13 protein-coding genes and 1 tRNA gene are annotated in these 14,299 nt (G+C 44.4%); 6 read left to right on the top strand and 8 right to left on the bottom strand.

Features of this window, described 5'->3' with window-relative positions:
• Positions 1-82 precede the first annotated feature (82 nt).
• The 8 genes from KH703_RS04225 to KH703_RS04190 form a co-directional block, all read right to left on the bottom strand.
• Positions 83-1,234, bottom strand: a complete 1,152-nt coding sequence (locus tag KH703_RS04225) for a hypothetical protein (protein WP_304294421.1) — start codon at positions 1,232-1,234, stop codon at positions 83-85.
• A 10-nt stretch (positions 1,235-1,244) separates the two neighbouring features.
• Positions 1,245-1,991 carry a tryptophan synthase subunit alpha gene (trpA, locus tag KH703_RS04220; RefSeq protein ID WP_304294420.1) on the bottom strand — a complete coding sequence of 249 codons (747 nt, stop codon included), beginning with the start codon at positions 1,989-1,991 and terminating at the stop codon, positions 1,245-1,247.
• On the bottom strand, positions 1,984-3,165 hold the full coding sequence (gene trpB, locus KH703_RS04215; RefSeq protein WP_304294418.1) for a tryptophan synthase subunit beta: 1,182 nt from the start codon (positions 3,163-3,165) through the stop codon (positions 1,984-1,986). Before trpB ends, trpA begins: the two co-directional genes overlap by 8 nt.
• A 249-nt stretch (positions 3,166-3,414) precedes the next feature.
• Positions 3,415-3,491, bottom strand: a tRNA-Arg gene (locus KH703_RS04210).
• 12 nt (positions 3,492-3,503) lie between these two features.
• Complete coding sequence (locus KH703_RS04205) at positions 3,504-3,884, bottom strand: PleD family two-component system response regulator (RefSeq protein ID WP_304294416.1); 381 nt, start codon at positions 3,882-3,884, stop codon at positions 3,504-3,506.
• 14 nt (positions 3,885-3,898) lie between these two features.
• Positions 3,899-8,452 (bottom strand): ATP-binding protein, encoded by a 4,554-nt coding sequence (locus tag KH703_RS04200; protein WP_304294414.1) that lies wholly within the window; start codon positions 8,450-8,452, stop codon positions 3,899-3,901.
• A gap of 165 nt (positions 8,453-8,617) precedes the next feature.
• Positions 8,618-10,420, bottom strand: coding sequence for an excinuclease ABC subunit UvrC (uvrC, locus tag KH703_RS04195; RefSeq protein WP_304294412.1), 1,803 nt, complete (start codon positions 10,418-10,420; stop codon positions 8,618-8,620).
• Positions 10,401-10,811 carry a hypothetical protein gene (locus KH703_RS04190; protein WP_304294410.1) on the bottom strand — a complete coding sequence of 137 codons (411 nt, stop codon included), beginning with the start codon at positions 10,809-10,811 and terminating at the stop codon, positions 10,401-10,403. The genes uvrC and KH703_RS04190 overlap by 20 nt, the downstream gene beginning before the upstream one ends.
• Before the next feature lie 27 nt (positions 10,812-10,838).
• Between KH703_RS04190 and KH703_RS04185 the strand changes: the two genes are divergently transcribed.
• The 6 genes from KH703_RS04185 to KH703_RS04160 are packed head-to-tail and all read left to right on the top strand — an operon-like array spanning position 10,839 to position 14,201.
• The gene (locus tag KH703_RS04185; RefSeq protein WP_304294408.1) at positions 10,839-11,039 is read left to right on the top strand and encodes a hypothetical protein; all 201 of its coding nucleotides are present in this window, start codon (positions 10,839-10,841) and stop codon (positions 11,037-11,039) included.
• 54 nt (positions 11,040-11,093) lie between these two features.
• Complete coding sequence (gene guaA / locus KH703_RS04180) at positions 11,094-12,629, top strand: glutamine-hydrolyzing GMP synthase (RefSeq protein ID WP_304294407.1); 1,536 nt, start codon at positions 11,094-11,096, stop codon at positions 12,627-12,629.
• A gap of 20 nt (positions 12,630-12,649) precedes the next feature.
• The gene (locus KH703_RS04175) at positions 12,650-12,838 is read left to right on the top strand and encodes a hypothetical protein (RefSeq protein ID WP_304294405.1); all 189 of its coding nucleotides are present in this window, start codon (positions 12,650-12,652) and stop codon (positions 12,836-12,838) included.
• Positions 12,839-12,863: 25 nt separating this feature from the next.
• Entirely contained in the window at positions 12,864-13,574 is a 711-nt protein-coding gene (locus KH703_RS04170) for a DUF1837 domain-containing protein (RefSeq protein WP_304294403.1), read from the top strand.
• The gene (locus KH703_RS04165) at positions 13,574-13,843 is read left to right on the top strand and encodes a hypothetical protein (protein ID WP_304294401.1); all 270 of its coding nucleotides are present in this window, start codon (positions 13,574-13,576) and stop codon (positions 13,841-13,843) included. Before KH703_RS04170 ends, KH703_RS04165 begins: the two co-directional genes overlap by 1 nt.
• Positions 13,827-14,201 carry a DEAD/DEAH box helicase gene (locus KH703_RS04160; RefSeq protein ID WP_369692724.1) on the top strand — a complete coding sequence of 125 codons (375 nt, stop codon included), beginning with the start codon at positions 13,827-13,829 and terminating at the stop codon, positions 14,199-14,201. Before KH703_RS04165 ends, KH703_RS04160 begins: the two co-directional genes overlap by 17 nt.
• The last annotated feature ends 98 nt before the right edge of the window (positions 14,202-14,299 follow it).

Raw genomic sequence — 14,299 nt, 5'->3', positions numbered from 1 at the left:
AATTCCACAATTTTAAAAATTTAACAAATTGCAAAAATTTTATGGGTCGCAAAGCCCGCAAGTTACGAAATTCCACGCCTCATCAATCGATAGCGTTGGAGCTTTTTAGCACCACTAGATGTTTTTTGCCCGCGAAGCTTAGCACTACGGCAGCATTATTTTCGTCGATTTCGCGCACCAGCTCTACTCGCACGTCGCTAGGTCTTGCAGTATCCGAGCTAAGCAACTCATTTTCTAAAATGCTTCTAAATGCCGAAACCTTGGGCTCTTTTGCATCCGATCTTTCTTTTGCTCCCTCGCGAAATTCCATCGTACCACTCTCGGCAGAGCTTACTTTAAGCGGCGAAATTTTATCCGCTGCTCTTATATTCTCGGCACTCTCATAGTTTTCGTCCGCCTCCGTAGATTCCGAGCGCTTGGCACGCGCAACTTCATCGTAAAATTTATCGTGTGCACTCTCTTCGCTCACGTTCTCGCCCCTGAAAAAATCTGCGCTATCTACGTTTTTTGAGTCGTTAGAATTGTTGGAATTTAAAGCAGAGGCTTCATCTTTCTTCGCAAACTCTTGCGCACCAGAATAATTGGTAAAATTTGCGTTCTTTGATCCGCTCTGATTTTTAAAAGAGGAGTCCTTTAAAATTTCATCGATGCCCGTCCCATCCACATCGGCATCCTCCATGCTAGCGTCGTCTTCAAAAACCCGCCATGTCTCGTCGATACTTTTTTGCGGCTTGTGTGATAAAAATTTTCGCACGCCGACGAAAGCCGCAGCCGCAAGCAGTAATGCTACGATTATCGGCATTACAGAAACTCCACTGCTGCTGCTTTGCGCCGTTTCATTCGCCTCGCTCTTTACACTCATCTTGCTCTGATCGAAAGCGGGATTTTTTACGCGCAAAATGAGCTTGAGATTGCCGTCTTGAGTAAGAGCATCGACCGATAGATCGGCTCCGGTGGGGAAATTTATCTCGATATCCTTGCCTTTGGGCGCTATCGTAAAGCTTTTTAAGACCTTTTGATTGGTGCGCATTTCGTTGAATTTCTCATCACCACCAAGCCCTTTTAAAATAAGGCTCATAGACTGCCCGTCGACGCGGCGCACGATGTCGGGCTTGTATGCGGAGTCAAACGCCAAGGCGATGTCGACGCTGTCGTCGTGGTTGAAAAGATCGTATTGCATTAGATTGGCGCCGAGACAAAAATTTGCGATTAAAATCAAAAATATCTTTTTCATACTCTTTCCATTAATTAAAAAGTTCGGCGATCTTGTCTTGCAGCTCGCGCCCGCCGTAGTTCGCGCATAAATTTACGATCGCAGTGCCGATGATGGCGCCGTCTGCGTATTCTTTCGTAACGCGAACTTCGCCGGCAGTGCGGATACCAAAGCCGATCGCTACGGGCAGATCGCTCATTTTTTTAAGATCTGCGACCATATTTTTAAGGCGCGAAATCGGCGTTTGCTTGCTTCCGGTCACGCCGATAGCACCCACGCCGTAGATAAAGCCTCGCGCGCGGCTCAAAACTCGCGCGGCGCGGTGCTCGCTCGTAACACTAATAAGCGGGATGAGCGCTATACCAAGCTCCTCGCAAAGCGCGAAAATTTCCTCATTTTCCTCATACGGCAGATCGGGGATTATTAGCCCGCTGATGCCGTAGCGCGCCGCCTGCACTACAAACTCGCGCGCGCCGTAGGCAAAGATCACGTTGTAATAGACCAAGAACACGAGCGGCTTGCGCGTTTGCACCCCTTTTAAAATTTCAAATACCTTCTCCGCGTTTACGCCGTTTTGCACCGCAGAAAAGCTCGCCTTAAAAATTTCCGGGCCGTCTGCGAGCGGATCGGAATACGGGATGCCGATCTCAAGCAGGTCGATCGCGCTTTCGTCTAAATTTGACAAAAACTCCTTCGTGTGCGCTGGACTCGGGTAGCCCGCCACGATGTAGCCGATGTTTGCCTTTTTGCCGGCGAAGGCCGCCTTGATCTTATCCATAAATCGTTCCTTTTTTGTAATTCATCACGGTATCCATATCCTTATCGCCCCTGCCGCTTACGTTTACGACGATCGTTTTTTTGCCTTTTAGCTGCGGGCAGAGCTTTTGCAAATACGCTAATGCGTGCGCGCTTTCGATCGCGGGGATGATGCCCTCAAGCCTACAGAGCAGTTTAAGCGCTGTGATGCACTCATCGTCGGTTACCGCTTCGTATTTTGCGCGACTTATCTCGTGCAGATGCGCGTGCTCAGGGCCTACGCCCGGATAATCAAGCCCCGCCGAGATGCTGTGAACAGGCTCGATCATGCCGAATTTATCCTGCAGTACGATCGTTTTCATACCGTGGATGATGCCCGCGCGCCCGTTAGTGATGGTCGCTGCGTGATAAGGGGTATGTGCGCCCAAGCCGCCCGCTTCGACGCCGATGAGTTGCACGCTAGGATCATCCACGAACGCGCTAAAAATTCCTATCGCATTGCTTCCACCGCCCACGCAAGCTAGGACGTAGTCGGCTTTGATCCCCTTGCTTGCGAGCTGCGATCTGGTCTCGGCGCCGATGACGCTCTGAAATTCCCTAACCATCTTTGGATACGGATGCGGCCCGACCGCCGAGCCGATGACGTAAAATACACTCTCAATCTCGTTCACCCACGCCTGAATCGCCGCGGTGGTCGCCTCTTTGAGCGTTTTAAGACCGGTGCCGATTTTGATTAAATTTGCGCCCAAAAGCTGCATCCTAAAGGCGTTGAGCTGCTGGCGCGCAGCGTCGGTCTCGCCCATATACACGTCGCACTCAAGCCCGAATAGCGCCGCTGCCGTCGCCGTCGCCACGCCGTGCTGACCCGCGCCGGTTTCGGCGATGATCTTTTTTTTGCCCATTTTTTTGGCTAATAGCGCCTGCGCTAGGGCGTTATTGATCTTATGAGCGCCCGTATGGTTAAGATCCTCGCGCTTTAGATAAATTTCATGCCCATAGTGCTCGCTAAGGCGCGCGGCGTGATATAGCGGCGTCGGACGCCCCGCGTATTCGCGCAGCAAGCAACCCAGCTCGTCTTTAAATTCCTTCGTCTGCGCTATGGTGTTGTACGCATCCTCCAACTCCTCGAGCGCGAACATCGCCGTTTCGGGCACGAACTGCCCGCCGAAACTCCCGAAATACGCCTTTTTATTCATCCTATCTCCTCGCATTAAATCGTGAGATTATATAAAATTTCGCGTTAAATTTCGCTTTTTTTACGGCGTCTTTTGCGGCGCTATTTTAAAATTTATCGGATATGCAGTCGCAAAAAACGCGCGGCGCAAGATAGTAAATTTTAAAATTTACAATTCAAGGTTTCACGAACTACAAGTAAATTTTATAACGTGATTCTATATGGAATATGAGGGCTTAAATTTGAAAGCAAAATATCTCAAAAAGAGCAATGGTGTCCCCGACAGGATTCGAACCTGTGGCCTCAAAATTAGGAATTTTGCGCTCTATCCTGCTGAGCTACGAGGACAAAATCGGCAATTTAATCGCCGATAATATTCATAACGTCGTCTAGTTTTTTGTGAAGATCTTTATCGTTGATGGGCTTTGTCATAAAGTCATAAGCACCTTTATTTAAAGCCTCTCGTTTAGCGGTCTCGTCCGTCGTAAGGACAATTACGGGGATATGAGCTATGCTCTCTCTAGCGTGAAGATTATCTAAAAATTCCAGCCCATTCATCACGGGCATTACGATATCTAATAAAATCAAATCAACGGGCCGAACTTCGAGTACAGCAAGGGCGTCCAAACCATTTTTGGCTTGGAGTATGGTTTGGAATTTGCCGTATTTTTTTAGCATAACTTCAAGTAGCTTTAAATTTATAGCGTCGTCATCAACCGTTAAAACTTTCAAATCTCTCATTTAAGACCTCATCCTTATATATATTTTTGTGCGAGTTTCTCAAGACCCGACTTGGTGATATTGTAACTAGCGACTTCGCTAAATAGTGGATTTTCATCGTTGTCGTTAGAAAACAACACTAGCTTTGTCGCAGACGTTTTTCGGCGTAAGCTCTCTAACGCCGCTAAGTCTAGCCCTGCTAGCTTTTTATCAATCAAAACAAGCTTATAACTGCCCGTAGCCGCCATAGAAATAAGCTGGTCGAAATTACCCGCAATTTCTACGTCTTTATACTGGTGTTTTAATATGCTGGCAAAAATTTTACTTTCCATAATGTTTGCCTTGCATATAAGTATATCTTTTGTCGGCACGCGCGCACCTTTAGCTTTCACTACATCATCGGAAACTATGCTTTTTTTAGGAACTAGCTTCATTACCGTCTTAGGCACTTTGACGGTTTTAATGACCGTCTTAGGCACCTGGCGTTTGACAAGCTTTTTAACCAGCTTCTTTGTAGTTCCACCGGCGGGCGCTGCATCAGATCGTTTATCACCAATAAAATTATCTAGCATTTGGGCTAAGATATCCTTTTTGATCGGCTTGGTGCAGTATTCGTCAAGCCCCGCCGCCATAAATTTCTCTCTATCGCCCTTTAGCGCATTGGCAGTAACAGCCACGATCGGGATGTGGCGGAGATTATTTTCGTGCTCGTATTGCTTGATCTGCTTTGTAGATTCGATACCGTCCATAACAGGCATCGAAATATCCATAAATATGAGATCATAGTCGTTATTGGCTTTTCTGGCTTCCAGCGCCAAAAGTCCATTTTCGACTATCGTTAAATTCATATTAAAGCTATTTAGTGTATGCTTCATAAGCTTTTGGTTGATCTCATTATCCTCCGCAATAAGGATTTTGGCGTTATATTTTCTATTGACCAAAGGTACATTTTCATCGGCAGGATTTCTCTCTACCGGCACTTCAACCTCTTCTTCGACTTCGACATCCTCTTCGACCATAATGGTTTCTTCCTGCTGCTCGTCTTCGTACACGGTGACGGGCACCTCGACCATCTCCTCTTCTTCAGGCTGCGGGATAACTACCGGTTCGACTTTTACGCTAACAGGCTCGATCTCGGGCTCTTCGACATGGACGTTTTGAGTAGCAGGCTCCACCTTTGAAATATCCACAGGCTCTGGCTCAATACTCGGCTCTTCGGCAGGAATATTTTGAGCTGCCGGTTCTACTACTGGCGTTACCGGTTCAGACTCGATATTTGACGGTCCCTGTTTAACCTCTTCAAGTTTTGGCTCTATAGGTTTTAATTTAGGCTCAATTACTACCGGTTCTGGCTCAACAGCGATAGGTTCTGGTTCGATTTTCTTTTCAGTTGGAATTTCAGGTTCTGAAAGTTTAACATTTGAAATTTCATCTTCATGAGCAGAAACACTTGAAGTATCAGGCTTCGAAGCTTTAGCGATAGGAATTTCAGGCTCAGTTTTAACGGCTACAGGAATTTCTTCTTCTACGCTTGGAATTTCAACCTTTTTGGCAGGCTCTTGCACCTTGGCGCTCGGTTTGATATCCGAAAGATCGATATCTATATCAGGAATTTCAATCTCAGCCTTAGGCGTCTCAACCTTAGCCTTTGGAATTTCTACTTTTGCAGGCTCAGCCTTTACTTCTTCTTCCTCTTTTTTAATCTTAGGAAGCTCTATTTCGATATCAGAAAGATCGATACTAGGAGTTTCGGCTTTAGGAGCCTGGGTCTGCGTCGCATGTGTTTTGAGCCCCACAAAATCATCAGGGATTTCCAAAGATATAGGCTCATCGATATCGGTCTGGGCATCCTTTGTGTTTGAAGGCTCTACCTTTGGCTTTTCTGTGTGTGGAATTACTATTTCAGGAATATCAATATCGATCTTTGGCGATTCAGGCTCTGTCTTTTCAATCTTAATATCGTTCATAGGCTCGATATCTATAGGCTTAATGACCGGCTCTTCTACCTTAGGAGCTTCTTTTTTGAGCTCTTGAGCAATACTAGGCTTACTAACAGTTTCCTCTTTATGCGCAGAATGAGCCTCGGCATCATGCGTACGTCTTCTGCTTTGCAAGATAGCGCGTAGCTCGTCTGCCGACGAAGTAGTAGCATGTCGTAATTCATCGAGCTTGTTGATGATAGGTCTTTCTTTTACTACCGGCTCTTCCATAATCATTTCATCAAGGGCGATAGGCTTTTCTACTTCAGCATCCAGCTTAATCTCATGCGTCTGTGGAGCAAAATCCGATCTGCTTAGAGCAATTCCGGATTTTGAAATTTTATCTAGCGTCTTAACGAATTTAGTTAAATTAAAAGGCTCTGTGAGGGTAAAAATTTTAGAATTTGAAATACTAATACTTTGAAGCTCTTTTGGCTTAAGAGTCAAGATCGTAGGCATACTCAATATATCGCTAACCTCGCCGTAATTCTTAAATCTAGTGATAAGGGCGTCATATTTGTTATTATTTTGCGCTGAGCGGAACTGCGCGTTCGTATTAAATATCGAAATTTTACCGCCTAGCTTGCTGATGTAGTTTTTAACGATATCATTATACATCGTATCAGCGCTATCAGCTAAAAGCGCAAAATTTAGCCCTTTGATACTTTCAAATACTGCGTCCGCATCAGTTTTTTGTGTCTCTTTAAAAGCAAGGGTGAAATAAAATCTAGTACCCTTTCCTACGGTAGATTTGACCTGAAGCTTACCGCCCATCATCGCTACGTATTTAGACGAAATCGTAAGTCCAAGACCTGTTCCGCCGTATTTGCGTGTGATCGTAGAGTCGGCCTGAGAGAAGGCGTTGAATACATTTGCAAGTTTATCTTCAGAAATTCCAATGCCGGTATCTTCTACGCTAAACGTTACGATCGCCTCTCCTGGAGCTTTGCTAGGCTCCCTTAAAATTTCAACCACGATAGTGCCGTGCTCAGGCGTAAATTTGACAGCATTTGACATGAGGTTGATAAGAACCTCTTTGATCTTCGTGATGTCTCCGTATAGGTGGTGCACGAGTGTAGGATCGATGTAAAGCAAGATGTCGATATTCTTTTCGGCAGCCTTGGCGACGTAAATTTCAACCGCGCTTTCGAAATCTTGGATAGGATTAAATAATATATCCTCAAGCTCGACCTTATTGCTCTCGATCTTGGAGACATCCAAAATGTTATTAATGATCGTTAGAAGGTTTTCGGACGATTTTTCGATGGTATCAACGTAATCGCGCTTCTCCTCGTCCAAATCGGTATTTTTAAGAAGCTCCGTAAAGCCGATGATGCCGTTAAGCGGCGTCCTGATCTCGTGAGACATATTAGCTAAAAAGATCGATTTTGCCTTATTGGCATCCTCCGCAGCGCCCTTTTGATACGCAATCAGATCAAGCGCATCCTCGATAAGCGAATATGCCTTGTTAACACCCTCACTAGTCCTAACGTCGATGTGTTCGTGCTGATTCGTCAAATCGCCGATTCGGCTAAGCACGTTGCCGAGGTCGGTAACATTCTGTCTTAAACGTCTTGTAATACCCAAGGCAAAAACGACCAAAATAGCCGCTAAAGCCCATATGCCAAGAGCGATAAATAGGTTTCTTAGCCTTTGCGCTAGATAAGTATCGGCATGCGCTGCAAGCTCAGCATTGATCTTTTCAGAAATTTCGCTTAGTTTTTTATATTTAAGTGTAGTAGAGGCAAACCACTCTTGAAAAGGCACGCTATAATGTCCCTCGTCCGCTTCTTGCTGCAATGTGGCTGAAATTTTAGCAGTTTCTCTTAATGCGTTTTGAAATTCCTCTCCGTCTAGAATTTTTAAAATTGCAGCTCTAGCATCAGATTCCGGCAAGAAGTAGTAATTAGGGAGCGAACTAGATAGGTTGAAGCTAGCCCAGGTCCTTAGCTGCGCCTGATTCATCGCCTTGCTGCCGATAATGTATTCGATAATATAGTCACGCTCCGATGCGGTGGCGTCCATCGCCTCGTAGGTATTAAGCAATGAAACCGTCCAAACGGTGATATTTGAGCTTACAAGACCCTCTCTTAGCACTCGTTGGATTGTTTTTACATCATCGTCGAATTTTTGAAAATATGAGCTGAAAAGCTCACCGAAGCTTTTACTTTGAGCATCGACATCCCTTCTTACCTGCGGAAGTTTGTCTAATAAACCGTCTATATCGGTCTCGGCAGCCAAAAGCTCGTCATTACCGGTGCCGTAAGCGAAAATATCAAAAATAGTCTTTTTTACGACATTTTCACTGATATTTTTGCTTTCTTTATACTTTGCAAGAGCATCGTCGGTTTTTTTGCGTTGACCCGATAGAAGGGTTCCCATACCGGGATTTCCCTCGCTACCCAAAAACGCCGAAGTGATACCGCGCTCTTTATCTACCTGCTCTACTAACGCCGCAAGATTGCTGTTTTTAGCAATCTGTTGCTGCAAAATTCCCACCCTGGCGTAATCCTGCAAAGAGATAAACAAGAAATATGATGCAAACGCGAAAATCAAAAGTAACGGGATACCGCTAACAAGTCTCAAAGCACTTGTAGTATTTAAATTCATACAAAATCCTTCAAAGCGCAGCTTACGCGACGTTAAATTTTATTCAACCGGAGAAACGAAGTCGCTTCCGTCACGCTAGGCGGAGACGATTTAGCCGTCCTGCAAAGTTAATGGGTGATTTTACTAAACAAATCTTTAAATATAGCTTTTTGCGTTAGGTTTTCGTTAATGATTGTTTAAAATTTTTTCCGCGGTTTGGATATTCGTAAGCGATCTGATCTCATCGAAGCTCGCCGCATAAATGCTCTCAAAATCGCCGTAAAAGTCCAAAAGCTTCTTCAGACTTCCCTTGCTAACGCCCAAGCTTAGCAGTTTTGAGCTTTGTAGATCGAGTTTGCGTTTGCTCTTTTGGTGAAACGAGATCGCAAAGCGGTGCGCTTCATCGCGCAGGCGCTGAAAAAATTGAAGTTTTTTATCGTCCGTAGGCAGCGAAAAAATCCCGCCCTTCGTGCAAATTTTATCTTTCGCAGCTCCCTTTGCGCGGTGAGCTTTAGCATCGATCTTCTCTTTAGAGATGGCGATTATATCGACGTTTGCTCCGACGCTGCAGATTATTTCCTCCGCCAAGTTTAGTAGAGCCGTTCCGCCGTCTATGAGCCACAGATCAGGCGCTGCAAGCTCGTCAAATTTAAGCGCGCGGCTAGTTAGGTACTCGCGCATCTGATCGTAGTCGTTATTTGAGCTAAGATGCTTGTGGCGGTAGTTTTGCTTGTTAAACTCGCCGTCTTGAAAGCTTATCATAGCTCCCACGGCTGCGGCGCCGAACATATGCGAATTGTCGAAAACCTCGATATTTACGGGCAAATTCGTAAGATTAAAATAATCCTTCAGCTCCTGTAAAAATGCGTAATCGTGCGTTTTTAGATGTTTTTTGATATTGATCTCGCAGTTTTGATATGCGATCTCGCAAATTTTACGCTTCTCGCCGATTTTCGGCGCGTAAATTTTAAAGGCTCTTTCATGCCGCTTGGATAAAATTTCGCATACCAGATCCGCATCGTCAAACTCGTCGTAAACGTAAATTTTAGCGCACGCCACGGGAGCCGCGGCCGGGAAGGCGCTTAAGATCATCTGTTTGTAGGCGTTTGCGATATCATCGGCGCTTGGGGCTTTGCAGTTGATTATGTGCGAGCTTGAGGCTGAAATTTTACCCTCGCGTATGCTAAAATGCACGGCGCAGACGAGCCCGTCGCGTGCGGCAATCGCAAAGACCTCGAAATCATCGAGCTTTGCCAGATCGACCTCCACCTTTACGTTCATCTGCTTTAAAATTTCGATCTTATCGCGGATCTGCGCGGCTTCTTCGAAATTTTCGCTCTGCGCGAGCCGCACCATCCGATCCTGAAGCTGCGGCACCATTTTTTGGGGATTTTTCAGAGCCGCAAGCGCACTCTGTACGATATGAGCGTAATCTTGCTTTGAAATTTTATCCTCGCACGGAGCGGCGCAGCGCCCGATCTGATGAAACAAACAGGCCTTTTTGCCCTTGACGCAATTTTTCTTCTGCACGAGCGGAAACTGCATGTAAAGCGTCTGTAAAATTTCCTTTGCGCCGTGAAAATAGGGGCCGAAGTATTTGATGTTTCTGCCCTTTATGATCTTTCGCGTAATCTCAAAGCGCGGAAAGTCGTCGTCTAAATTTACGTAGATATATGGATAGGTCTTATCATCGCGCAGTAGGATGTTGTATTTGGGCTTGAGCTGCTTGATGAAGGAATTTTCCAGTATCAGCGCGTCGCTCTCGCTGGGCGTTACGATGTATTCTAAATGCACAGCCTCGCTTATCATCTTGGCGATGCGCGCACTCAGCCTTGGGCTCGGCGCGAGAGCGGGCGTGAAAGAAAAGTAGCTTTTGACGCGATTTTTTAAAATTTTTGCCTTGCCGACGTATAGCAGCTTGCCCGCGGCATCGAAGTACTGATACACGCCGGGGCTAGCAGGCAGGCTCTTAATCTCCTCTATTAGCAAGGATTAGCCCTCGTATCTCTTCAAAGGCGCGGTAAATTTGCGGATCTTGGATTTTGTTTTTAAACTCCCCTTTTGCGCGCTCCAAAGATAAAGCTTCGCCATCCAGGCGCAAATGAGCTTTATAAATTTGCGCCCTTCTTCTGCTCATTACTCTATCCGCGACGAAAAATTTTATCTCTTTTACCGCGCTAAATTCGCATGCGGGATAGCTTCGCACGAACAAGCTTAATAACTCTTTTATGAATTTTATATTACTATCGCGTTTTAGTTCTTGCAGCCCCAGCGGATGCTTCAGAGCTATCATCAAATCGCCCTCTCGGACGTAGATAAACGCGATTATGCGGCGCCAATTGATCGGCAAAAGCCGCATAAACTCGATCCTATCGCTCATGGAGGCGAATAAAGGATCTTTTCTGATATGCGAAATTATATCTTTGGTGCTTTTCATAAGCGTATTTTAGCATTTTTTATCTTAGTTTTACTTAGCGGCTGCGGATACAAAGCGCCGCCTTTTTACTCGAGCGCAGATGAGCAAACCGCGAACGCAGAGGCATCCGCCGCGGACGACAATAAAACGAACGACGCGAAAGGTGGCGTTAGAATTTTACGCGACGAATAGGTCGTTTTTAGCTTTGCTTTGTTATACTTTCAAAAATTTTTATAAAGGAATTTCATGCAAACGGCAGACATTTTAGTGCTGGACTTCGGCTCTCAATACACCCAGCTGATCGCTAGGCGCTTGCGCGAACAAGGCGTTTACACCGAGCTGATCGCATACGACGCACCGATCGATAAGATAAAAGCAAAAAACCCCAAAGGCCTTATTTTAAGCGGCGGGCCCGCTAGCGTTTACGCTAAAGACGCGTATTTTTGCGACGATAGAATTTTTGAGCTTGGAATTCCGATTTTAGGTATCTGCTACGGCATGCAGCTCATCGCGCATAAATTTGGCGCCAGCGTCGTGCCTGCGGGTAAAAAAGAGTATGGCAAAGCCTCTTTGAAGCTGCTTCGCGCTAGCAAGCTATTTGGCGGCGTGGAGGATAACTCAACCGTTTGGATGAGCCATTCGGACAAGGTCGAGAGCCTGCCGGAGGGCTTTGAGGTGATGGCAAGCTCGGATGAGAGTGAGTGGTGCGTATTCGGCGACGAGATTCGTAAAATTTATGCGCTGCAATTTCACCCCGAGGTCTGCCACAGCGAGTTTGGCGATAGAATTTTAAAAAATTTCGCTAAAGAGATCTGCGGAATAACCAGCACTTGGAATATGGGCAGCTTCGCCAAAGAGCAGATGATCAAAATAAAAGAGCGCGTAGGGGGCGCCAAAGTGCTTTGCGCGGTAAGCGGCGGCGTGGATAGCTCGGTCGTAGCGGCGCTTTTGGCGCATGCGGTGCCACAGAGCCTAATAGCGGTTTTCGTCGATAACGGACTGCTCCGCACGGGTGAGCGCAAGGCGGTAGAGGAGATGTTTAGGCTCAAACTCGGCGTGAGCTTAGACGTGATCGATGCTAGCGAGCTATTTTTAAGCAGACTAAAAGGGGTGGTCGATCCGGAGCAAAAACGCAAAATCATCGGCGCGACCTTCATTGAAGTTTTCAGCAAAGAAGCGACAAAACACAAAAACGTAAAATTTCTAGCCCAAGGCACGCTCTACACCGACATCATCGAAAGCTCGGTCGCAGGCTCAAGCAAGACGATCAAAAGCCACCACAACGTAGGCGGGCTGCCCAAGGATATGAAATTTGAACTGATCGAGCCTCTGCGCGAAATTTTCAAAGACGAGGTGCGCCAGCTGGGGCTTGAACTAGGTCTTTCGCGCGAAGTCGTTTTCCGCCATCCATTCCCCGGCCCGGGTCTTGCGATCCGCATAATGGGCGAGGTAAATACGCCGAGCCTCGAGCTACTGCGCAAAGCCGACGTGATCCTACGCGACGAGCTAAAATCAAGCGGCTGGTACAACAAAACGTGGCAGGCGTTTTGCGTGCTGCTAAACGTGCACTCCGTGGGCGTCATGGGCGATAATCGCACCTACGAAAACGCCGTGTGCATACGCGTAGTGGATGCTAGCGACGGCATGACGGCTAGCTTCTCGCGCCTGCCGTACGACTTGCTAGAAAACGTCTCTCGCCGCATCATAAACGAAGTAGACGGCATCAACCGCGTAGTTTACGACATCTCGAGCAAACCGCCTGCGACGATAGAGTGGGAGTGAAATTTGGCCAGGCTTAAATTTTGAACTATCTAACAAATAAGTATGAGTATGAAAGTATTCAAACATATTGCTTTCATATCGTTTTTGATATAAACGATGAAGGACGGGTATATCAAAAAATAGATGAGTGGAATGAGGAAATTTTTAATGAAATTCCATTCTTTGCACTCGGTAAAAAAAAGAGCTTTAAAGATTTCATCGGAATCTAGTCCTAGAAAAGCTACTAGGGACGGCATGGAGTTGCTTTATAAAGTTAAAGAGATTAAAGAAGCTAACGAATATTTCATATCGGCAGATGAGGATGCAGAAGATAAATATTTAAAGCGTGGCGAATTTGGAGAGCTTATACTATATTATTTACTGGAAAGACAATTTAATAAACCACAACTTATATCCAAAATATATTTTAAAGATAGTCCAAGCGGAATGGTTCATGGTTTTGATGCGGTTCATTATGACAAAGAGAAGAATGAACTCTGGATAGGTGAGAGTAAATTTTATAAAAGCCTATCAAAAGCATTACAAAATTTGGCTAATGATTTATCGGAGCATTTTAATTGTGATTTTTTCAAGTCCGAATTTGCAATTATCAATAATAGATTAAGCGATTATTATGACGATAGAGAAGTGGGCGATGAAATAAGGAAATTAATTAAATCTAGTACTTTTATACAAAGGCTATCAAATATAAATGCTTGCTTTTTTGCACTATTTGATAGTGAAATTTTAGATAATTTTAAATTTGATAATCCTGGCAATACACATAGCGATTTTAGAGATATATTAGAGAATTTTGCGAAAGATACTAGAAAAGAATTTGACCAAAAAATTAAAGATTTTGCCAACAAAGGTAGGCTTAAAATAAATTTATTTTTATTTCCAGTAAAAAGTAAATTTGAGTTAGTAAAAAAGTTGCATGAAAAATTAAAAAAAGAGCAGAATTAATGTTTGAAATTTTAGATTTGTCAGATTTAAATAAGGGTTTTAAAATAGCCAAAGAAATTTCGGCCAATGAAGATATGGATAGCCTGATTTTAGTTTTAGAAAACTGGGAGCGTGTTAATGAAGGTATAAGGCCTATTTTTATTGATTTAATTGAAAGTTTTGGTTTTTATCCATATTTAAAAGATAAAAATGAATTGCTTAGTACTGCTGCATTAGTTAGGTGCGAATTTCACAAATCTAAATTTATAAAAGATTCTAAAAAACAATAGAGTAACGTTTCACTACTGGCAGAAAGTATTAGAAGAAAAAATCTCAAATAGACAAAATTTACTTATTTCCGCACCCACTAGTTTTGGTAAAAGCTTACTAATACAAGAATTTGTAGCAAGAAAAAAATATAGCAATATATTGATTATTCAGCCGACATTGGCACTAATTGATGAAACTAGAAAAAAGCTCCAAAATTATCAAGATTTTTGTAATATCGTGGTTAATACAAGCCAGGATATAAATGAAACAAACAACTTGTTTATTTTAACCAGTGAGCGAGTTTTAGATATTTTACCCAAAATTAACAATATAGATTTATTTATAGTTGATGAATTTTATAAAAATATCAAACCATAAACACGACGATAGAGTCAGCCAATTAAACATTGCATTTTACAAAGTAATGTTTAGAAATCCGCAATTAATATTATTGACTCCATCGGTAGATAGCGTTG

The sequence above is a fragment of the Campylobacter gracilis genome (assembly GCF_018374135.1).
GTDB lineage: Bacteria > Campylobacterota > Campylobacteria > Campylobacterales > Campylobacteraceae > Campylobacter_B > Campylobacter_B gracilis_A.
The sequence above is the reverse complement of the archived record's forward strand: the minus strand, read 5'-3'. Positions and strand labels throughout refer to the sequence as shown.

Coding starts and splice junctions, on each gene's coding strand:
- KH703_RS04225 (WP_304294421.1), bottom strand. CDS start 1,234: ATGAAAAAGATATTTTTGATTTTAATCGCAAATTTTTGTCTCGGCGCC.
- trpA (WP_304294420.1), bottom strand. CDS start 1,991: ATGGATAAGATCAAGGCGGCCTTCGCCGGCAAAAAGGCAAACATCGGC.
- trpB (WP_304294418.1), bottom strand. CDS start 3,165: ATGAATAAAAAGGCGTATTTCGGGAGTTTCGGCGGGCAGTTCGTGCCC.
- KH703_RS04205 (WP_304294416.1), bottom strand. CDS start 3,884: ATGAGAGATTTGAAAGTTTTAACGGTTGATGACGACGCTATAAATTTA.
- KH703_RS04200 (WP_304294414.1), bottom strand. CDS start 8,452: ATGAATTTAAATACTACAAGTGCTTTGAGACTTGTTAGCGGTATCCCG.
- KH703_RS04190 (WP_304294410.1), bottom strand. CDS start 10,811: ATGAGCGATAGGATCGAGTTTATGCGGCTTTTGCCGATCAATTGGCGC.
- KH703_RS04185 (WP_304294408.1), top strand. CDS start 10,839: ATGCGAAATTATATCTTTGGTGCTTTTCATAAGCGTATTTTAGCATTT.
- guaA (WP_304294407.1), top strand. CDS start 11,094: ATGCAAACGGCAGACATTTTAGTGCTGGACTTCGGCTCTCAATACACC.
- KH703_RS04170 (WP_304294403.1), top strand. CDS start 12,864: ATGGAGTTGCTTTATAAAGTTAAAGAGATTAAAGAAGCTAACGAATAT.
- KH703_RS04165 (WP_304294401.1), top strand. CDS start 13,574: ATGTTTGAAATTTTAGATTTGTCAGATTTAAATAAGGGTTTTAAAATA.